Source organism: Bacillus zhangzhouensis, assembly GCF_000715205.1.
In the GTDB taxonomy this organism is placed as follows: Bacteria; Bacillota; Bacilli; order Bacillales; family Bacillaceae; genus Bacillus; species Bacillus zhangzhouensis.
Window position 1 is genome coordinate 25,227 of sequence record NZ_JOTP01000007.1, and the last position, 19,744, is coordinate 44,970.

At 43.3% G+C, this 19,744-nt stretch carries 20 protein-coding genes; 14 read left to right on the forward strand and 6 right to left on the reverse strand.

Annotation, left to right across the window (positions count from 1 at the left end):
* Window positions 1-59 precede the first annotated feature (59 nt).
* Window positions 60-542, forward strand: a complete 483-nt coding sequence (locus tag BA70_RS07995) for a hypothetical protein (protein ID WP_034320494.1) — start codon at window positions 60-62, stop codon at window positions 540-542.
* Between the two features lie 344 nt (window positions 543-886).
* Here the strand turns inward: BA70_RS07995 and BA70_RS08000 are convergent, their stop codons facing one another.
* The 3 genes from BA70_RS08000 to mmuM form a co-directional block, all read right to left on the reverse strand.
* Window positions 887-1,507 carry a hypothetical protein gene (locus BA70_RS08000; protein ID WP_034320496.1) on the reverse strand — a complete coding sequence of 207 codons (621 nt, stop codon included), beginning with the start codon at window positions 1,505-1,507 and terminating at the stop codon, window positions 887-889.
* Between the two features lie 127 nt (window positions 1,508-1,634).
* Complete coding sequence (mmuP, locus tag BA70_RS08005) at window positions 1,635-3,038, reverse strand: S-methylmethionine permease (RefSeq protein ID WP_034320498.1); 1,404 nt, start codon at window positions 3,036-3,038, stop codon at window positions 1,635-1,637.
* 47 nt (window positions 3,039-3,085) lie between these two features.
* A complete protein-coding gene (mmuM, locus tag BA70_RS08010) occupies window positions 3,086-4,024 on the reverse strand; it encodes a homocysteine S-methyltransferase (RefSeq protein ID WP_034320500.1) in 939 nt (312 codons plus the stop codon).
* 335 nt (window positions 4,025-4,359) lie between these two features.
* Between mmuM and BA70_RS08015 the strand changes: the two genes are divergently transcribed.
* The 4 genes from BA70_RS08015 (at window position 4,360) to BA70_RS20295 (ending at window position 6,355) form a co-directional block, all read left to right on the forward strand.
* Window positions 4,360-5,190 carry a YitT family protein gene (locus tag BA70_RS08015; protein WP_034320763.1) on the forward strand — a complete coding sequence of 277 codons (831 nt, stop codon included), beginning with the start codon at window positions 4,360-4,362 and terminating at the stop codon, window positions 5,188-5,190.
* 109 nt (window positions 5,191-5,299) lie between these two features.
* Complete coding sequence (locus tag BA70_RS08020; RefSeq protein WP_034320502.1) at window positions 5,300-5,617, forward strand: PadR family transcriptional regulator; 318 nt, start codon at window positions 5,300-5,302, stop codon at window positions 5,615-5,617.
* A complete protein-coding gene (locus BA70_RS08025; protein WP_034320504.1) occupies window positions 5,610-6,197 on the forward strand; it encodes a DUF1700 domain-containing protein in 588 nt (195 codons plus the stop codon). Before BA70_RS08020 ends, BA70_RS08025 begins: the two co-directional genes overlap by 8 nt.
* Window positions 6,194-6,355: a hypothetical protein gene (locus tag BA70_RS20295; RefSeq protein WP_167331427.1), complete on the forward strand. Its 162-nt coding sequence runs from the start codon at window positions 6,194-6,196 to the stop codon at window positions 6,353-6,355. The genes BA70_RS08025 and BA70_RS20295 overlap by 4 nt, the downstream gene beginning before the upstream one ends.
* Before the next feature lie 28 nt (window positions 6,356-6,383).
* Here the strand turns inward: BA70_RS20295 and BA70_RS08030 are convergent, their stop codons facing one another.
* Complete coding sequence (locus BA70_RS08030; protein WP_034320506.1) at window positions 6,384-7,601, reverse strand: multidrug effflux MFS transporter; 1,218 nt, start codon at window positions 7,599-7,601, stop codon at window positions 6,384-6,386.
* A gap of 214 nt (window positions 7,602-7,815) precedes the next feature.
* Between BA70_RS08030 and BA70_RS08035 the strand changes: the two genes are divergently transcribed.
* Both BA70_RS08035 and BA70_RS08040 read left to right on the forward strand, forming a co-directional pair.
* Window positions 7,816-8,352 carry a GNAT family N-acetyltransferase gene (locus BA70_RS08035; RefSeq protein ID WP_034320509.1) on the forward strand — a complete coding sequence of 179 codons (537 nt, stop codon included), beginning with the start codon at window positions 7,816-7,818 and terminating at the stop codon, window positions 8,350-8,352.
* 191 nt (window positions 8,353-8,543) lie between these two features.
* Window positions 8,544-9,080: a ribonuclease FAU-1 family protein gene (locus BA70_RS08040; RefSeq protein WP_034320512.1), complete on the forward strand. Its 537-nt coding sequence runs from the start codon at window positions 8,544-8,546 to the stop codon at window positions 9,078-9,080.
* Window positions 9,081-9,119: 39 nt separating this feature from the next.
* Here BA70_RS08040 and BA70_RS08045 read toward each other — a convergent pair whose 3' ends face one another.
* Window positions 9,120-10,733, reverse strand: a complete 1,614-nt coding sequence (locus tag BA70_RS08045) for a S8 family peptidase (protein ID WP_239646642.1) — start codon at window positions 10,731-10,733, stop codon at window positions 9,120-9,122.
* Window positions 10,734-10,922: 189 nt separating this feature from the next.
* On the opposite strand from BA70_RS08045, the gene BA70_RS08050 reads away from it, so the two are divergent.
* The 4 genes from BA70_RS08050 to BA70_RS08065 all read left to right on the forward strand — a co-directional run bounded on the left by BA70_RS08050 (window position 10,923) and on the right by BA70_RS08065 (window position 15,416).
* Window positions 10,923-12,404 (forward strand): amidase, encoded by a 1,482-nt coding sequence (locus BA70_RS08050; RefSeq protein WP_034320765.1) that lies wholly within the window; start codon window positions 10,923-10,925, stop codon window positions 12,402-12,404.
* Window positions 12,405-12,450: 46 nt separating this feature from the next.
* Window positions 12,451-13,014 (forward strand): TetR/AcrR family transcriptional regulator, encoded by a 564-nt coding sequence (locus tag BA70_RS08055; RefSeq protein ID WP_034320767.1) that lies wholly within the window; start codon window positions 12,451-12,453, stop codon window positions 13,012-13,014.
* Window positions 13,015-13,094: 80 nt separating this feature from the next.
* On the forward strand, window positions 13,095-14,117 hold the full coding sequence (locus BA70_RS08060) for a quercetin 2,3-dioxygenase (RefSeq protein WP_034320518.1): 1,023 nt from the start codon (window positions 13,095-13,097) through the stop codon (window positions 14,115-14,117).
* 165 nt (window positions 14,118-14,282) lie between these two features.
* Window positions 14,283-15,416: a zinc-dependent alcohol dehydrogenase gene (locus BA70_RS08065; protein ID WP_034320521.1), complete on the forward strand. Its 1,134-nt coding sequence runs from the start codon at window positions 14,283-14,285 to the stop codon at window positions 15,414-15,416.
* 159 nt (window positions 15,417-15,575) lie between these two features.
* Here the strand turns inward: BA70_RS08065 and BA70_RS08070 are convergent, their stop codons facing one another.
* Window positions 15,576-16,013 (reverse strand): MarR family winged helix-turn-helix transcriptional regulator, encoded by a 438-nt coding sequence (locus BA70_RS08070; protein ID WP_034320524.1) that lies wholly within the window; start codon window positions 16,011-16,013, stop codon window positions 15,576-15,578.
* Between the two features lie 262 nt (window positions 16,014-16,275).
* Here BA70_RS08070 and BA70_RS08075 point away from each other — a divergent pair, with 262 nt between their 5' ends.
* The 3 genes from BA70_RS08075 to BA70_RS08085 all read left to right on the forward strand — a co-directional run bounded on the left by BA70_RS08075 (window position 16,276) and on the right by BA70_RS08085 (window position 19,699).
* A complete protein-coding gene (locus tag BA70_RS08075; protein ID WP_034320527.1) occupies window positions 16,276-17,784 on the forward strand; it encodes a class I adenylate-forming enzyme family protein in 1,509 nt (502 codons plus the stop codon).
* A 66-nt stretch (window positions 17,785-17,850) separates the two neighbouring features.
* Entirely contained in the window at window positions 17,851-19,233 is a 1,383-nt protein-coding gene (locus BA70_RS08080) for an amino acid permease (protein ID WP_034320530.1), read from the forward strand.
* A gap of 100 nt (window positions 19,234-19,333) precedes the next feature.
* The gene (locus tag BA70_RS08085; RefSeq protein ID WP_034320533.1) at window positions 19,334-19,699 is read left to right on the forward strand and encodes a VOC family protein; all 366 of its coding nucleotides are present in this window, start codon (window positions 19,334-19,336) and stop codon (window positions 19,697-19,699) included.
* Window positions 19,700-19,744: the final 45 nt, after the last annotated feature.

A 19,744-nucleotide genomic window follows, 5' to 3' on the forward strand; every position in this document is an offset into this window, starting at 1 on the left:
GGAAAAATGCCAATTACTGTCGATAGTAATATAACAGGAAAAAAAAGGAGGATTTATCGATGAAAAAAATGATGTTTGCTTTCTTTCTATCATTGCTTCTCGTATTCCCAGCCTTTGCACATGCAGAGGAAACAGGAGCAGTACCAGCATCTGTACAAGTAACAAGTGTCACAGCAGCAGACGGTGGTATGGTTAATTACGGTGCTGGCAGTAAATATAGAGTGGGGTCGTATTATCCAGCTACTTTTAAAGGGACACTAAAAGATACAAACGGAAACCTTATGCCCAATCAGTCAATCCAGCTTTATTTTGAAGCAGCGATCAAATCATTGGCTCAAACAGCGACAGGCACAACGGACGAGAATGGACAATTTTCACTGACGATTCAAGTACCTTCAGGTGCAGGCTACCGTACATACAATAATGCTGGCTGGTCTACACATTATTACGATATCGTTCCAGTGACCTTCACTTCAAACGACATCACGCTATCTTCAAATGTCACAAGTGTGTATCATTTGGCATATACATCACGTTACTAATCTGCTGGAAGAGGCGACTTGGCGAAAGCTCTGTCGTTTTCATAGAAAAAAGGATGTCAACAACTGACATCCTTTTCTTTTTGTTAGCAAGCCTGCTGGGCGGCAACCGAAAGAGTCGATAAACAAACACTCATCAGCCGTTATTCCCAGATTCGATCGAGCTTTTAGCTTTTAATCCTGAGCTTTGATGGATAAGAACTTTGACACTTGAGCTTTGATCCTTGAACGCTCAGCTTTGAACTTTTATCAAGGATCATCCTAAGATGATCATCAGATGAGGAGGGAATGACCTTTCCCTCAGAGGTGTTTAGTTCTATCGATTTTCGGCTCACTAACAAAATCCATTAATCGATCTGTATTTTCGTCAGTGTATTGCTTTCAGACAAGGAAAAATCAACTTCCATTTGAAAATCCTCAATCTCTTTCGAAAGCTGATCAATCTTCACACGAAGACGAAGCGGATCAATGATCGTTGCCTCATTTTCAGCTAGGAAAGACTTGACGATCTCTTGGTTGGCAGCCGCTTGTGTTTTTCCGTCTTTACCAAACAAGGTTTCTAAATGCTGATCCAGTCTCTTTTTTACGTCTTCATTGGTTTGTTCTGCTTTGTCGACTAGTTCTTTGTACACCTTTTTCAATTTACGTAAATAACGAATATCGTAATCTATGGACGTCTTGCGTTCAATGGCTTCTGCCACCGTCATGCTGACACCCGCTACATCAATCGTTGTCGTAGCATTTGACACGACAATGGCTGATTTAATGGCATTTCGCCGTTTGATTAAAGCTTGAATCGATTGGTCATCTGCTTTCGCCTTTTTTTCAATCTCTTCTTGATTCTGAAATCCATGCTGTATATGTTTCCCGATCATCAATCCACCAAGTACGGCTTCATCAACGGTTCGGTTGATTCTCTTATCTAACATTTTCAGTTCACTTAATGCTCTTGTAATGGTCATTTCCATATCAGCGACAACTCCCTTGGTTCATCCTGAAAATCATAGATTCCTATCATATACCAAACTGTGCTTCTTTTTCTAGCGATATCCTTTTTTGTCAGGCTGTTTTTAAAACAAAACAAAGAACCTGATGTTAGACACCAGGTTCTTCTCGTTTCTTCTGAATCCAAGCTGTCACATAATATGCAGCATAGCAGAGTGCGATGAAAGGAATGCCGCAGATGAGGGCAATTCGCTGATTTGGATCAAAGGCAATGCCGATCACAGATGCAAGGCACAGGAAGAAGGCAGCAATCGGAACCACTGGATAGAGCGGGGTTCGAAAGGATAAATCATGGAGCTGCCCACCATCCTGCAAAAATCTTTTCCGAAACATGAACTGCGAGGCAGCAATCCCCATCCAGACCACAACAACGGCCAGTCCAGAGATCGAAACAAGAACAAGATACACCGTTTCTGGTGCGATGACACTCGATAGCAAAGAGAGGATACCGCCGATCATACTTAAAATGAGTGCATTCAATGGAATTCCTTTTGACGTCAACTTCGCCAGTTTCTTAGGCAGTGTCCGTTCCTCAGAAAGCGACCAGAGCATCCGAGATGACGCATATAGCCCCGAGTTGGCAGCTGATAAGATCGCCGTCAAAATGACAAAATTCATGAAATCTGCAGCATAAGGAATACCGATCCGATCAAAAACCACCACAAATGGACTTTTGATCACCCCGGCTTCTTCCACAGGAATCAAGCCGGCTAAAACAATGATCGTTCCGACGAAAAACAGGACAAGACGCAGCACGGTCGTTCGAATCGCCCGCGGGATGGTCTCATTTGGATTGACGCTTTCACCCGCAGCAATGCCAATTAATTCAGTACCCGAAAAAGCAAAATTGACGGCAAGCATGGTCATTAAAATCGGTAAAAAGCCGTTTGGGAAAAGTCCGCCTTCTCCAGTAAAGTTAGAAAAGAGCGGAGCGGCCTCACCGCCTTTTAATGGAATCAAGCCAAACATCGCAGCTCCGCCAAGAATAATAAAGAGAATGATCGCCATCACTTTAATACTAGAAAACCAAAACTCTGATTCTGCAAAGAACTTGACTGTAAATGCATTGAGTAAAAAGATGAGAAGAGCAAACACGCCACTCCACATCCAAACCGATGTGTCTGGAAACCAGCGCTGCATTAAAAGTCCTGCCGCTGTAAATTCCGAACCAAGTGCCACTGTCCACGTCAGCCAGTAAAGCCAAGCGACCGTATAGCCAGTGCCAGGACCAATGTATTTTGTTGCATATGTATGAAAAGCGCCTGTAACCGGCATTGCAACAGACAGCTCACCTAAACAGAGCATCACGAGGTACACAATTAATGCCCCGAATAGATAGGCAAGAATCGTTCCCGCAGGCCCGGCCTGACTAATGGTATACCCAGAGCTTAAAAAGAGCCCTGTTCCAATGACGCCGCCTAGCGAAAGCATGAACAGGTGCCGGCTCGTCATTTTTCGTTGATATTGCTGTGACTGATCTTTTGCTTGTTCCATGTCTTCCCGCCCTTTTTGCTTAGAAGTATGTGTGTTGATTCATGATGCTACGATGTTGTCCGTTTGAGGATGTCAGTAATATCTTCTGGTGTCGTCCGGCAGCAGCCGCCGATGATGCGCGCGCCGTCTTTGAACCATTGATGTGCACATTCACCAAAGGTATGGTGAGACGTATCTCCGCTCCATACCTTTTCTTCAGGATCATATAATTCACCTGAGTTTGGATACACCACAATCGGTTTGCTCGTCCCCTTTTTCATCTCTTGAATGAGAGAAGAGATGAATTGCGGCGGAGTACAGTTCACGCCAACAGCAGCAATTTCTTCATACGGCTCAAGTGTTTGTACACATTCTCTCAGCAAATCACCTTCACTAATGTGCAGGTCATCCTTTGCGCTAAACGTGATCCAAGCATATACACCGCTGAATTCATCCCGCAGCAGCTTTGCGATGGCCGTTGCTTCAACCAGACAAGGAATTGTTTCACACGCAAGCATATCTGCACCAGCCTCGACTAATGCCTGAATTCTTGGTCTGTGAAAATCAATGAGTGCCTGCTCTGAGAGTCCGTAATTTCCCTTATATTCTGAACCATCAGACAAATAAGCGCCGAATGGTCCTACAGATCCAGCGACAAAGGGTTTTGTTCGCCCTTCATGACGCGTATCATCCTGCCAAAAAAGATCACGTGCTTCTTTCGCTAAAGTGACAGATCGTTTCATGAGTTCAATTGCTTCTTCTTTTGTATAGCCTTTTCCAGCGAAGCCATCTATCGTTGTTTGGTAGCTGGCAGTTGTTGCACAGTCAGCACCTGCTTGGAAGTAGTCCAAGTGTACTTGCTGAATCAATTCTGGCTGTTCAATGAGTATTTTGGCTGACCATAAACTGTCGTTTAAGTCACAGCCCTTTCGTTCAAGCTCCGTTGCAAGTGCACCGTCTAAAATCAAAGGTGCGTGAGCCTGTAAACGGCTTTGAATGGGGTTCATCGGAATAGAACAGCCTCCTTTTTAGATCGGAAATAATGGGTATGATATGAGGCAGTAGTTTAAATGACTAAAGTGTTTTTGTCAAGGAGAGGAAAAAGCATAAGCTGGCGGAAAAACCCTGAAAACATGCGGGTTTCCGTGCATAAACATGCAGTCAAAATAATAGAAAACCAAGTCATTGACAGCCTCTAAAAAGAGATATATATTATGGAAAGGTTCATTTCAGAAAGCATCATCAAAAGGCGCTGTCTTTTGATTTTATTTTGTCCAACGACTGTCTTCTTTCGTGCAGAAAGAGGGTTTTTTATATGCTTAAAAAAGGAGGAAAGAAAAAATTGAAAAAATGTGTAAAAGACATTGCGATGATTCTCATTGGTTCTTTTTTATTTGCCGCAGCTGTGAACATGTTTGTCATTCCGCTTGAATTTGGTGAAGGCGGTGTAACGGGGCTGTCCATCATTTTTTATTATTTGTTTGAGATCGCACCATGGCTGACAAATCTTGTGTTTAATGCCATCTTATTGCTGGTGGGGTATAAATATTTGGACAAGAAGACGACGATATATACTGTGGTTGCCGTCGCAAGTAACTCCCTATTTCTACACCTGACCACAACATGGGTCGTGAATGTACATGAATTGATTATTGGGGCGATTTTCGCAGGAATTATCATCGGTATTGGAATTGGTCTTGTGTTAAGAGCAGGCGGTACAACGGCGGGGTCGGCCATTCTCGGAAGAATTGCCAACAAGTATTTAGACTGGAACGTGAGCTATGCCATCTTGTTCTTTGATCTGATCGTCGTATTTGCTTCCTACTTCATTATTGGTGCGGAAAAATTAATGTTTACCATTGTGATGCTTTACGTCGCCACAAAGGTGATGGACTTCGTCATAGAAGGACTCAACACGAAAAAGGCGGTCACGATTATTTCTTCATGTAAAGATGATATTGCCGAAGAAATCAATCACACCCTTGACCGGGGTGTGACGATTTTAAATGGACGCGGTCATTATTCAAAGGAATCGAAGGAAATTCTATACGCAGTCATTCAAAAGCAAGAGCTCATGCGCTTAAAGAAAATTATCAAGAAAATTGATAGGGACGCATTCGTTGTCGTCCATGACGTGCGTGATGTGTTTGGAGAAGGATTTGTGAATATATAAAAGCGCAAAAAGACCCTTTTTGGGTCTTTTTTTGTGTTCTAACACTCTATATACCTCTTGTCACATTATACTATGTATTGTATAGTATGAATGGTTAGGAGTTGTAAACATGAATGCACAATTAAAAAAAGGATTACTGGAATTTTGTGTGCTGGCGGTATTAAAGAAAGGCGATTCCTATGGTTATCAAATCATTAAAGATATGTCCCATTGTATTGAGATTTCAGAATCAACATTATATCCGATATTAAAGCGGCTAGAGCAAAACAATTATGTAGAGACCTATTCCCAGGAACATAACAGTCGATTAAGAAAGTACTATCGGATGACAAAAAGCGGCCAGGAGCATATGACGCAATTTTTAGAGGAATGGGATCAGGTGATGGCGATTTACGACTTTATTTCTGGAGGACAGGGCAATGAATAAAATAGAGTTTCTAAGCAGCTTAGAGAAGCATCTGCATCGTCTGGGCGAAAAAGAAAGTGACCGGTTTATCGAATATTACGATGAAATGATCGAGGATTATCAGGAGGATGGCTACAGTGAACAGGAAGCGGTTCATCAAGTCGGGCAGCCTGCAATCATCGCTGAAGGGATTATGAAGGAACAAGGAATGAAAACCGCTCAGGTGCCAACGTTTGGAGAAAAAGCCACAAGGCTCTCCATTCTCATTTTAGGCTTTCCGTTATGGGGCAGTATTCTAGCAACAGTCATTCTGCTGATTCTTTCTGTGTATATGGTCATTTGGTGCATTCCGCTCGTGACAGGTGCATTGACGTTGACTGGTCTGCTCGGAGGTGTTTGGAGCATCATTGGTTCTCCATTTATCTTTCAGGACGGTTTGCATGTGGTGGTGACGCAGGTTGGTGTTGGTATTCTTCTATTAGGTGTTGGATTATTATGCGGCATTGCGACGGTGTATTTGACAAAGCTATTTGTGCAAATGACTGTTCAAACCACTAAGGCATTCATGGGAATGTTTAGAAAGAAGGTCGTGAGAATATGAACGTGAATGAATTCAAAAAGCAATGCTTTAAATGGGGCATGATCTTCACCGTTGCCGGGTGCATTGTAACGGCGATTGGGTTTGGGCTATCCGGTTTTGACCCAGAAGTATATCACACAAAAAATGAGAACAACGTGTTCCGCACCATCAATTGGTAGCACGCGATGATGACATGAAAAAACCCGCTTATGCGGGTCTTTTTTTTGCTCTGGCCACAAAGAAGAAATAACAGCAAAGCGCGCCTAGATCACAAAGCATAATAATCAGGCCCATTGGAAAGGCGGTCTGGCTTCCAGCTAGTCCGACAAGAGGTGTCATACATGCGCCGAGCAGCATTTGCGCAACACCGATCAGCGCAGCCGCACTCCCTGCATGCGCTCCGTGCTGCTGCATTGCTAGAGACGGCGCAGAGGTACCGACAATCCCAACGCTTGAGACCACAAAAAATAATGGAATGAGAATGCCATACAATCCTGCATCAATGGAGATCATGATAAATAGTGTGACACCGCCTAGGGCAGCTGTCAGTAAACCAATGCGAAGGACTTTCTCCTCGCCAATTTTCACAGCGACTCGAGCAAATACTTGTCCAGCCGTAATGATGCCAAGACTATTGACCGCAAATGCAGCGCTGAAGCCTTGCGGAGAAAGGTTGAAAATACCCTGCAGCACAAATGGAGAACCAGAGATGTAGGCAAACATCGCTGCGAACACAAGACCTTGTGAGAGGGCATACCCAACAAAGAGGCGATCACTGGCCAGAATTTTCATTGCGCCTAGAATTTGTTGAAAGCCTCCAGTTTGTCTGCGTTCCACAGGCAAGCTTTCCTTTAATGAAAACATCGACCTTAGGAGCATCAATGCCCCAAGGATTCCTAGTAGAACAAACACACCCTGCCATGTTGTGAAGCGTAAAATCTGTCCGCCCACGATAGGTGCCGCTGCCGGAGCAACCCCGTTGACTAACATCAGCAGTGCAAAGAATTTCGTCATCTCTGACCCTTCATAATGATCTCGTACGATGGCTCGTGCAATCACAATGCCTGCTGAACCAGCGAGTCCTTGAATCAGTCTTAAGAGAATGAACGTCCAAATCGATGTGACCACTGTACATAAAAGTGATGCGGCTATAAAGATGATCAAGCCAATCATCAACGGCTTTCTTCTGCCGATCGTATCACTGATCGGGCCTGCAATCAGCTGTCCAAGCGCCAGTCCAATCAAACAAGCCATAAGACTTAACTGAGACAGCGCCGTGCTTGCTTCAAAATCACGGGCGATATTAGGCAAAGCAGGTAAATACATATCCATTGCCAGCGGTGCAAGAGCTGTTAAAGAACCAAGCAGCGCGGCAAGGAGAAATCGATTTTTTTTCGATTCTTGGGGATAGGATAAAGAACTCATATGATGACAACACTCCTTGTATACTTCCTCAAATCAGCATAATGAATTAAGCGTTTCTTTTCAATCAAAAAATTTCAAAACTAATTTCATGCAAAATGATTGATCTTTCGAATGAGACTCTTTACATTGAATGAGTAGAGAAAAGAATAAGATCATCGGCATGCAGTGATTGCATGATACGTATATCCATCAATAGACAACAGGAGGTGCTGACATGAAGCAGCAAGAGCTGATGATTCGTCAAGCAGTCAAAGAAGATCATGAGGCCATCAGACACGTGCTGATCAAATCATACGAACAGTATGAACCTCAATTTACAGAGGAAGGCTGGCAAAATTATTCTGCAGCACTGCGAGCAGCTGTAGATAATCCGAACATGGAGCTCATGCTTGTGGCTGAGCTTGAGGGCAAGGTGGTAGGGACGCTTCAAATGTTCCGGTCATCTGAACAAGCGTATGATAAACCTGAAATGGGCATTACATCAGCCATTGTCCGGTTTTTAGGAGTAGATCCTGATGTCCGGGGAAAAGGAATTGCAGAGTCATTGTTACGTAAAAGTATTGATCTGACGCAATCATGGGGCGAGAATGTCCTGTATCTTCATACATCTGATAAAATGCAGGCCGCCATTCGTCTATATGAAAGAATGGGTTTTGAGCGTGCACTTGATAAAGAATTTGTGAATCAAAATGGGACGCATGTGAAGAGCTATCAGTATGTGATTAAAAAAGAACAGCCAGCTGGTTCATAACATACCGCACAAGAAAAGGAAGAGCACGTCCCCATGGACGGCTCTTTCTTTTTTAAGTACTACACCCACAATTGCAGCGCAAGAAATGAAAAACCTCAGGAGAGTAGACCGAACATGCCCCTTTATTTCTTCAAAGAAAATCGGTGTATACTGGAATAAGAGAAAGCAGATGCAAAAGGAGTTGTGACATATTGTTTCCGCTACATGCAGATTCTTGGGGTGAAGTGATCGAGAGAAAAATGAGATACGATGGAGAGGTTGTGGAACATACTTGCCAGCTGTTAAACGCGCAGGAGGAGCAGGTTGTGTTGTTTCACAAGATTGAAAAGACGTTTACGATGATTGCAGGTGATGGTGCTGTAACGATTCCAAAAGGCAGCTATACGACCGCATATTATTGGAAGAATCGGCCGTACAATGTATATTTCTGGAGAGATCATCAAGGGAATGAACTTGGTTCTTATTTTAATATGGTCAGGAATACATGGTTCGAGGATCAGAAGGTCATTTTTGAAGATTTAATCATTGATCTTCTCGTTCTTCCGAATGGTGCTTTCTTTGTTTTAGATGAAGATGAACTGCCGGAGAGTTTAACGACTTTTGAACATGGTTCGGTGCGTCGAGCATTAGAGGATGTGATCGATTCATTAGAACGCATACTCGATCAAGTGAGGTCAGATGCAGAAGGAAGATACCATCACACTTTGTTTGAGCCAATTCTGAAATAGAAAAAAATGATTCCTTTATACGAGGAATCATTTTTTCTGTCAGACTTTTATTCGATTTAATCGTTTTTGTAAATCTGTTTTCGTTTTGGATGCTTTTAGTTGTTTGACAGCAGTTTGAGCTGATGCTTTTGTTTTCTTTGTTCGTTTGGCTTCCGCTTTTTTTACCTTTTGTTTAGCGTCTGTCACTTTCTTTTGATAGGCGACTTGCTTTTTCACCTTGTCAAGCCGGCTTTGCAGGCTTGTTTTTTCTTTGCCTTTGCTCAGTTTGTGAATGGCCGTTTGGGCACTTTTAATGGTGCCTTGCGTTTTGTTTTTTTCGGCTGTTTTGACCTTTGCACGTGCGGAACGGATATCAATGTTTGCTTGTACTTTTTTCACCCGTTCTGTGAGTGCTGTTTTTTGTTTATTTGCAGTGAGGCGGTCGATTTTCGTTTTGGCTTGATCGACATCTGCCTGCTTTTTAGATGTTTCGGCTTTTTTGACAGAGCTGGTCGCAGCCTTTAAAAAGGTTGATTGCGGAATATATTGCACGCGGCCATAGCCGAATTGTGGATCCTTTCCTTTCGCGCCAAGATCCACTGTATAGCTGCGCAATAAGGTGCGAAGCTGTGCATTTGTTTTCTTCGGATGAAGCTGTTTTAACAGCGCAAGCATTCCTGTGACGTGCGGTGCAGCTTGTGATGTACCCGTTGCATACCAATATTCATTTTTCAAATAAGTACTGATGACGTTCTCGCCAGGGGCAGAAAATTCGATCCCTTTCCCTGTATTGGAGATAGACGCGAGTTTGTCTTTGGGAGTTGTTGCGGAGACAGCAATGACGCTATTGTATGCCGCAGGGTAGCTAATATGATTCTTCTTCCCATCATTTCCGCTTGCAGCGACCACCAGCAGTCCTTTTTTGTATGCTTCATCTACAGCTGAACGCAAAATTGGAATATTATCTTCAAAGCCTAGACTCAGATTGATCATGTCCATCTTATTGCTAATCGCCCAATCGATGCCTCGAAGCAGACTGTATAAGTCGCCTTCTCCTTTTTTATCTAACACTTTCACAGCATACAGCTTCACACCAGAAGCGACGCCGACTATGCCATAATCGTTATTGAGCGCACCTATCGTGCCGGCGACATGCGTTCCATGCCCTTCATCATCTTTGTAAGAGGACGTGTAATTCACGAATGATTTACCACCGGCTACCTTTAAATCCTCATGTGGGAAAATGCCAGTATCTAAAACGGCTACTTTCACATTTTTCCCAGTAACGCCTTCTTTGATCGCTTGCTTCACATTGAGTTTTTGCAGGTTGTAAGATTTTTGTACCAATTCATCCTGACCAGTAATAGAAGCGGCTTTTTTCACGGCAGAAGAAGCTAGTTTGACTCTCGCATTCTTTGAGACATAAGCGATGTTTGGGTCTTTTTTGAGAGAGGTGACAGCTTGTTCATCTGCTGTCACAGCGACAGCGGGAAGATGTATGTACTGTGCGTTCACTTTTTCACTTTCCTCAATAGCTGTTTGCTTTCCTTTTTGGTTTTTATAGACGATGATGACATCAGTTTCTTTTGGCGGTGCAGCTGCCTGCGAATGGAAGGGCAAAGCAGTTGTCAAAGCAAGAAGAAACGCGATGACCACGAATATTTTCTTTTTCAAGGCAATGGCTCCTTGCATACGAGATGACCTCCGTCTTTTTTTCTTTATTATATCGGAGAAATTAGATGGATGGTTAGAAGAATCATAGTCTTGTCAGAAAGTTTTTTTGCAGGTAGCCTGAAATTGAAATTCATACAATTCTAGTAGACAATAGAGAGAGATCATAATAAGAGAAAGAAGGACATGCCGATGAACGTAAAAGAGTATATGACGTATGATGCGACTGGTCTGGCAGCACTTGTAAAGAAAAAGCAGGTAACGCCTGAGGAGCTTGTACAGGCCGCATTTGCTAGATTGGAGGAGGTCAATCCAGAACTAAATGCGGTGATTCAGACAAGGCAGGATCAAGTGTTAAAAGACATCAAGCAATTAGATGCAAATCAGCCGTTTGCGGGAGTTCCGTTCGTACTGAAAAATATATCGCAAGGGCTGGAAAATGAACCGCTGACAGCAGGTGCGATGCTGTTAAAGGATGTAAAGGCGAAAACGGATTCCCACTTTGTCCATCAATTGAAGCAGGCGGGGCTTCTCATGATCGGTCATACAAACACACCGGAATTCGGTTTGAGGAATGTGACAGAACCCGCTTTACATGGTCCAACGAGGAATCCTTGGAATGCCGCGCATTCACCGGGCGGTTCAAGCGGCGGGACGGCTGCGGCTGTTGCAAGCGGTATTGTTCCTGCGGGTGGAGCAAGTGATGGTGGAGGGTCCATTCGTATCCCGGCATCCTTTACAGGTTTGTTTGGACTCAAGCCAACACGAGGTAGAACGCCAGTAGGCCCGGGTGCAGGAAGGCAGTGGCAAGGGGCTTCCATTGACTTTACACTCACAAAAACAGTTCGAGACAGTGCAGCTCTTCTTGATCTGCTTCAGATCATTCAACCAGAAGCAGCTTTCCAAACCCCGTTATACGACGGCAGCTACCAAGAGGATATAGTGAAACGTACCTCTTCAATGCGAATTGCTTACAGCGTAGAATCTCCTGTTGGCACGAAGGTCAGTGAGGAAGCGAAGCAAGCGGTACGGCAAACGGTGAAATGGCTGAGTGAACAAGGGCACCAACTAGAGGAGGCGAAACCGTCAATCGATGGTATTCATCTGATGCAGCAATATTACGTCATGAACAGCGGAGAAATGTCGGCATTATTCACTTCCTTGGCTCGTTCACTAGGGCGTCCAGTGAAACCAGAGGAAACAGACATCGTGGCATGGGTGCTGGCGGAGGCTGGAAAGAATGTGACGGCTGCCGCCTATACAGAGAGTCTTGATGCGTGGGATATGGCTGCTGCACAAATGGCCGCATTTCATCAAACCTACGATCTCTATGTGACACCAGCTACTGCCTATTCGGCTCCAAAGATTGGTGAGCTTATGCATTCAGATCAGGAAATAGCCACACTTTTACGTGTGTCATCCCTTTCAATGAAAGCGCAGCAGGATCTCATTTATGACATGTTTCTAAAGAGTCTAACCTACACACCATTTACACAGCTTGCCAACTTAACAGGTCAGCCTTCTATGAGTGTTCCTGTTCATCTCACTGGGGCGGGCATGCCTTTAGGTGTACAGGTGACAGCGCCTAAAGGAAAGGAGGACTGGCTGCTCAGGCTTGCAGCGGAAATGGAGGTATCCTCGATTTGGAAAGGGACAAATCAATTAAATGAATAACACGTTGAAATCGACTTTGGTCTATGGAGGGAAAGGAGTGTCACACGTGAGTACGAAGGACAAAATCATTCAAACGGCCGCACTTCTTTTGCGTAAACAGGGGTATCATGCGACAGGATTGAATCAAATCATTAGAGAGAGCGGCACGCCTAAAGGGTCTCTTTATTATTACTTTCCAAATGGAAAAGAAGAGCTAGCCATAGCAGCTGTTGAATATATTAGTCAAAAGGTCATCAATCGAATTGAAGAAAGCTTTGCCTATTCGGATGACCCATATATCGCCATCGATCGTTTTATGACAAATATCATTCAGGGATTTATGGAGCAAGAAAGTGAAAGAGGGATTCCGATTGTCTTGCTGGCGGCAGAGTCAAAACCAGAGCATATAAAGCTACATGATGCTTGCAAACAAGAAATGATCCGCTGGCAAGAGCTTGTGAAAGAAAAGCTGATGAACAGCGGTTATGAAGAAAACAAAGCCGATGAGCTCGCTTCTCTCCTTCATTCAATGGTGATCGGAGGTCTATCGATGACCACTGCACTCAAGCAAACGACACCTTTAGAACACGTAAAATGTTACCTTAGACATTTATTTATGCGAGAGGAGTAAAATCTCTCGCATATTGTCTATCTATTATATCAATTGGTCTATATAATAAAGATAGTCAATTAGTCATGAGGAGTGATGGGATGTCGGAGCAACCGCAATCGATCAAGCAATCCGAGGGTACCCCTTTTTATACCGTGTCTGGTTCGGGAAAGCTGTATGGTATGGAGAATCAGCTTGTTCATGTGCTGGCAGAAGCAAATCAAACGAATAAACTGTTTGAGCTTGTCTTAATCACAGGTGGGAAAGGAGCTTATTTTCCACTGCATTGTCATGAGACATTGTTTGAAACCATCTTTGTGCTCGAAGGTAAGCTTGAAGTGATGCTGGACGGTAAAAAATATATGGTGACAGCGTGCGATTATATTCATATTCCGCCTAAAACAATTCATGGCTACAGAATGCATAGTCACAAAACAAGGTTTATTTCGTATACATTGGGCGGACAAATGACAGATATCTATCAGCAAATTGGGAAGAGGCTCTTTCAGAATAAATGGCCGATGACCGATCTTATTTTTGATGCAGACTGCTTTCAACAAGTTGAAAAAGAAAGCGATATCATGCTGATGCATGGCATCAGAGAGCTATCCAGCACAACCAAGCCCTCAGTGTTATTTCATAGTCAGCTCCCTCATTCGGTGCAGCCTTATGTGTTAGAGGCTGGTGAAGGGAAGCAATACATCATTGATGGTCAGCTTCATGAGCTGATTGCGACAACTGAAACAACAGGAGGCGGATTCAGTCATTTAGTGATTGAAGGGACGAAGGGAAAATATTTTCCTCCGCATTATCATCAAGTACATACAGAAGCCCTCTATTGTGTTGAAGGGAAAATGAACCTTCATTTAAACGGGGAGGATATTTGCCTAATGCCGGGTGACTTTGCCTATATACCACCTGATACCATCCACTCTTATGAATTAGTGTCTCATTCAAATAAATTTTTGACTTTGCTGCTTCCAGGAGATATTGAGCAAGTATATGAACAGTTTGAAGAATCACAAAGTCCATGTATGTGTCCTTATTTTATTCATGAAGGGAACCTGATGATTGATCGGGAGACATCAGCTCAGTATGATTTGGTTTTTGTCGAAAAAGAATAATTGTGTAACGCGTTACACATACAGCATCCAAAAGTCTGTCGAATATATCGATGGGCTTTTTTGATTTTCTCCTTCGTATCATATAATCCTAATCCCATGAATGAACCATCATCCATTCAAGGTGAAGCTAAGTAAAGATGACTCGAGTTAAAGGAGGAAATGTATGTGAGAGCTGTTACCTACCAAGGGAAAAATCGCATTGCAGTAAAGAAAGTGGATGCGCCGTCTATTCAAGATCGTGAAGATGTCATCGTTCGGATTACATCAACAGCGATTTGTGGATCAGATTTACATTTGTATCAAGGGAATTTCCCGCTTCCTATCGGCTATGTGATTGGGCACGAGCCGATGGGAATTGTGGAGGAAGTCGGGCCGGATGTCACAGCGGTAAAAAAGGGAGATCGTGTTGTCATTCCGTTTACGGTTGCATGTGGTCAATGCCAGTATTGCCATCATCACTTAGAAAGCCAATGCGACCACTCAAACCCGCATTATGATTCGGGCGGACTTTTTGGGTATAGTGAGAAATTCGGGAATTATCCCGGAGGACAGGCTGAATATTTACGCGTGCCCTTTGGAAACTATACCCCGTTTAAGGTGCCGGATGATTGTGAGTTAGAGGATGAACAATTATTGTTTTTATCAGATGTCCTGCCAACTGCCTATTGGAGCGTGGAGCACGCAGGAGTGAAAAAGGGCGATACGGTCATCGTGCTAGGCTGCGGGCCTGTTGGGTTAATGGCACAGCAATTTGCTTGGCAAAAAGGTGCCGCGCGGGTGATTGCCGTCGATTATATTGATTACCGCCTGCGGCATGCAAAACGGATGAGTGGAGTAGAAGTATTTGATTTTACAGAAGATCCCGACATGGGAGAAACATTAAAGGAGCTCACCAAGGGCGGAGCGGACGTCGTGATTGATTGTGTCGGAATGGACGGGAAGAAGTCGCCGCTTGAAAAAATTGAGCAGAAACTCAAGCTGCTAGGCGGGACGATTGGACCGATTCAAATTGCTACAAAAGCTGTTCGAAAATGTGGAACGGTTCAGCTGACTGGTGTATACGGGGGGCTGTACAATATGTTTCCATTAGGCGCTTTTTTCGCAAGAAACGTCACGCTGAAAATGGGGCAGGCCCCGGCAAGAGGGTACATGTCAAAGCTTTATCAAAAAGTGACAACGGGTGAAATTGATCCTAAAGCGATCATCACACACCAATTGCCATTAGATGATGCCGCACATGCTTACCAAATATTTAACGAAAAACAGGATGATTGTATAAAGGTCATCTTAAAGCCATAAAAAGAAGGCTTAGGAGTTCTCCTAAGCCCAGCGTGAAGACAAACCCTCGCATTCGGTGTCAATCCTGCGCGCTGGTGCTCACGAAATAGTCAATTAGTCATGAGGAGTGATGGGATGTCGGAGCAACCGCAATCGATCAAGCAAGGCTTAGGAGTTCTCCTAAGCCTTTAATGTTTGCTCGTCCATCATTTTTTTGATTAATTCAAAAAATGTTTTTTTGTCGTCCTCAGATAAATGGTTGAACAGTTGATTGACAAGCAATTGGCGATTGTCGATCATTTGTTTTGCTATTTGTTCACCCGATTCAGAAAGGGTAATCCATACAGTACGGCGGTCATTGTTATTTCGAGAGCGGATAATCAGCCCTTCATCTTCTAAGTGATTGAGAGCGGTTGTTGTCGCAGAGGGAGATAATGAAACTTCCTGTAGAATATTTTTCACAGTACATGATTGATGGCGATAGATGATGCGTAAAATAAACCCTTTGATATTCGTGACGTTTTTCGGAATGTTCTCTTCATCTATTCGTTTCGTCGCCTTTAAATACTTTGTCAGTGCATGGTCTAACAAACTTGCCTCTAGCTCGAAATGTTGCATTCTCCATACCTCTTTTCCTATTGCATTCGCATTTTCCGATCAATTACTAGGTCTATCTTATCATAATAATCATCATCATTTAAACCAAAATGGAAGACGGCTATAAAATTACCTATATTATCAATTAATAAAAAGAATAATTCCAAAATGAAATGATTTTACTTTCATCTGTTTTTATTTTAGAATGTGATTGAGATAAAATCTGCCAATCCAATTCGCTGGAAATTGGCTATTGGAAATTAAACGTTTGGAGATGAAGATATTGAATACTTTACAGGCATTGCTAAACGACAGAATGGAACGCTCTTCACAAATTGAAGCGGTAACTGGCGGAGGTGTGTCTTATACATTTGAAGAATATGCAAAACGCATTGACCAGCTCGCTCATTACTTACATCGTAAGGGGATTCGAAAAGGCGACCGCGTTTGCTTTATTTGTCAAAACCATCATCACTTTTCAACGATTATGCTGGCAGCCATCAAAGCGGGTGCAGTTGCAGTTCCACTTAGCTGGCAGCTTACTTCTTTTGAGCTGGAAGGCATTTTGAAAAAAGCAGAGCCAAAGGCTTTATTTTTTGACCGAGAATTCCGTGACATCATTGCCGCTGTGAATGTGTCTTTAGAAGATTGCCTGATGGTGGAATCAGGTGTCAATGCGAAAACAACACAGCTGTTTGAAGACATTTTGGCATCAAATGATGGAAGTAACCTTGCTGAAGAGGTATCAGAAAAGGATCTAGCGATGATTTTATTCACCTCTGGGACAACGGGCAATCCAAAAGGCTGTATGGTCGGACATGGGCGAATCTATCAATTTTTAACAAGACGTGGGAATCGAGGATTTGACCTAAAAGGAAAACGATATTTAGCGAGTCACCCTCTGTATCATATGAGCTCGATCAATCACCTCATCGCAGCTGCCATTGAAGGGTATACCCTTGTCTTTTTACATGATGCAACGCCGAAACGTATTTTAGAAACAATTGAAAAAGAAAGAATTACGTTTATGATGGCCTTCCCATCAGCTTATACGTACATGCTAGAAGAGATGAAATGCGGTTCGTATGATCTTTCATCCTTTGAAATTGCGATTTCGGGTGGTACGAAGGTGCCAGTACGTTTGATTAAGGACTACAAAGAAGTGGGCATTCAAATGATGCATGGCTACGGAAGTACTGAAGCGTGGGTTGTCAGTGCATGGCATCCTGCGATGGGCGAAGATAAAATGGGATCTGCCGGTAAAGTCGATGCGGATGTAGAAGTAAAAATCGTTCATCCTGAAACAGAGGAGACACTGCCAGCTGGAGAAATAGGCGAAGTTGTCATGAGAAGCCCATTTTACTTCCTCGGCTACTACCATCAGCCTGACGCTACTGAGAAGGTACTAAAAGATGGCTGGTTCCATATGGGAGACGCAGGCTATCTAGATGAAGAAGGTTTTCTTTATATCACAGGCAGATACAAAGATGTCATTTTGTACGGCGGGGATAATATTTATCCTGACCAAGTGGAAGAAGTCATTGATCAAATTCCAGGTGTCATTGAATCAGCGGTTATTGGTGTACCAGACGATTTATATGGTGAAGTGCCAAGTGCGTATATTGTAAAAGATGAATCCATCGATTTTTGCGAAGAAGATGTTGTGAACTATTGCCAGGAGCGTTTGGCGGATTACAAGGTTCCGTCCATTCATTTCACGGAGGAACTGCCAAAAAACAAGCTTGGTAAAATTATGAAGAAAGATTTACGTGAATTGGTTGTGAATGCGTAGGACCTATTCTGCTATAATGAAATTTGAATGATTTTTTGTTTTTCTAACGTTTTGGAGGGAAAGGGTTTGCGACAAATTCTTCGTAAGAAACAAATTCACGATTTGTTAGAACAGAGTAGGCAGCAAAAGGTAAAGAAAACGCTGGGCGGGCTTGATCTAACGCTTCTTGGTATAGGGGCTGTGATCGGCACAGGGGTCATGGTGTTAACGGGAATTACAGCGGCTAAGGATGCAGGACCGGCTGTCATTTTCTCCTTTGCGATCGCAGCGATTGTGTGCAGTTTAGCAGCACTTTGTTATGCAGAAATGGCTTCAGCGCTTCCTGTATTCGGCAGTGCGTACATTTATTCATATACAACGATGGGTGAGCTCGTGGGCCATTTGATGGGCTGGACCCTATTGTCCGTTTATATGCTGACTGCTTCGGCTGTGGCCAGTGGCTGGTCTAGTTATTTCAACAGCCTGCTGGAGGGGTTTGGAATCTCTATCCCCCATCAATTCTTAGCGGGGCCAGAACAAGGCGGATACATGAATCTGCCAGCGATTATCATTGCTTTACTGATTGCGTGGATCTTATCTAGAGGAACGAAGGAAAGTAAAAAATTCAATAATATCATGGTATTTGTAAAGCTTGGCATTATTGTTCTTTTCATTGTAGTAGGTGGCTTTTATGTACAGCCAACCAATTGGCAGCCGTTCATGCCGTTTGGCACGGAAGGTGTCATTGCCGGTGCAGCCGCTGTGTTTTTTGCCTTTTTAGGATTTGACGCGATTTCGGCTTCTGCAGAAGAGGTGAAAAATCCACAGCGCAACCTGCCAATTGGTATTATTGGTTCATTACTGATTTGTACGGTCATTTATATTGTCGTTTGTTTGGTCATGACAGGTATGGTGCACTATACAAAGCTGAATGTGACAGAGGCCATGTCCTATGTGCTGCAAAGTGTGCATCAAAATAGCGTGGCTGGTATTATTTCTGTCGGTGCTGTCATTGGATTGATGGCTGTGATTTTCGCCAATAATTATGCGGCAACTCGAATTGCCTATGCGATGGGTCGAGACGGGCTCTTGCCTAAAGTGTTTTCGAAAACAAACAAGAACGATACACCTGTTGCAAGCATATGGATGATTGGCGGAATGACAGCTGTTATTTCAGGGTTTATTGATTTGAAGGATCTGTCCAACTTAGCGAATATCGGTGCTTTATTGACGTTTGCGATGGTGAGCTTATCTGTGCTCATTTTAAGAAAGACGCATCAGCAGCTTGAAAGGGGATTCCGGGTTCCTTTTGTACCGGTCTTGCCAATCATATCAATGGGCTGCTGCTTGTTCCTCATGCTCAACTTACCGGGCCGGACATGGCTTTACTTCGGGGTTTGGCTGTTAATCGGTGTCGTCATGTACGCAGCGTATTCAAACAAACACAGTGAATTAGCGAAATCTTTATGAGAAAAAGGTGCAAATCCGTTGACGATTTGTGCCTTTTTTCTTACGATTTGGGATAAGCTATAAAAGAGAAGCTGGACGGAACAAGAGGAGGATGAGGGATATGATCAGCGTTAGTCCTTATATTGTAGTAGAAGATGTGAAAGAATCTCTTCAATATTATCAAGGTATTTTTGGCGGAGATATTCATATTTTAAATGAACAACAAGACCGTGTGTTACATGCTGAATTGCACCTTGGAAAATCACTGCTCCACTTTTCAGATACGTTTGGCCGCACACCAAAGCCGGAGAATCTCAGATTGATTATGCAGTTTGACAATGAAGAAGAACTAAAGGCCGTGTATGAAGCGCTCGAAGCTGACGGGGATGTACTGGTAGAATTACAGGATACGTTCTTTGGCGCACTCCACGGACAAGTACAAGACCGGAAAAATGGGTTGATCTGGGTTTTGAATTATATGAAATAGATAAAGACCTTCACGATGGTGAAGGTTTTTTGACGAGTGTTTTTA

Excerpts from the sequence above, each read along its gene's own strand:
- BA70_RS08035 (WP_034320509.1), top strand. The coding sequence starts at position 7,816 with ATGAAGCAGCAAGAGCTGATGATTCGTCAAGCAGTCAAAGAAGATCAT.
- BA70_RS07995 (WP_034320494.1), top strand. The coding sequence starts at position 60 with ATGAAAAAAATGATGTTTGCTTTCTTTCTATCATTGCTTCTCGTATTC.
- mmuM (WP_034320500.1), bottom strand. The coding sequence starts at position 4,024 with ATGAACCCCATTCAAAGCCGTTTACAGGCTCACGCACCTTTGATTTTA.
- BA70_RS08070 (WP_034320524.1), bottom strand. The coding sequence starts at position 16,013 with ATGCAACATTTCGAGCTAGAGGCAAGTTTGTTAGACCATGCACTGACA.
- BA70_RS08060 (WP_034320518.1), top strand. The coding sequence starts at position 13,095 with ATGTCGGAGCAACCGCAATCGATCAAGCAATCCGAGGGTACCCCTTTT.
- BA70_RS08050 (WP_034320765.1), top strand. The coding sequence starts at position 10,923 with ATGAACGTAAAAGAGTATATGACGTATGATGCGACTGGTCTGGCAGCA.
- BA70_RS20295 (WP_167331427.1), top strand. The coding sequence starts at position 6,194 with ATGAACGTGAATGAATTCAAAAAGCAATGCTTTAAATGGGGCATGATC.
- BA70_RS08085 (WP_034320533.1), top strand. The coding sequence starts at position 19,334 with ATGATCAGCGTTAGTCCTTATATTGTAGTAGAAGATGTGAAAGAATCT.
- mmuP (WP_034320498.1), bottom strand. The coding sequence starts at position 3,038 with ATGGAACAAGCAAAAGATCAGTCACAGCAATATCAACGAAAAATGACG.
- BA70_RS08025 (WP_034320504.1), top strand. The coding sequence starts at position 5,610 with ATGAATAAAATAGAGTTTCTAAGCAGCTTAGAGAAGCATCTGCATCGT.
- BA70_RS08000 (WP_034320496.1), bottom strand. The coding sequence starts at position 1,507 with ATGGAAATGACCATTACAAGAGCATTAAGTGAACTGAAAATGTTAGAT.
- BA70_RS08020 (WP_034320502.1), top strand. The coding sequence starts at position 5,300 with ATGAATGCACAATTAAAAAAAGGATTACTGGAATTTTGTGTGCTGGCG.
- BA70_RS08030 (WP_034320506.1), bottom strand. The coding sequence starts at position 7,601 with ATGAGTTCTTTATCCTATCCCCAAGAATCGAAAAAAAATCGATTTCTC.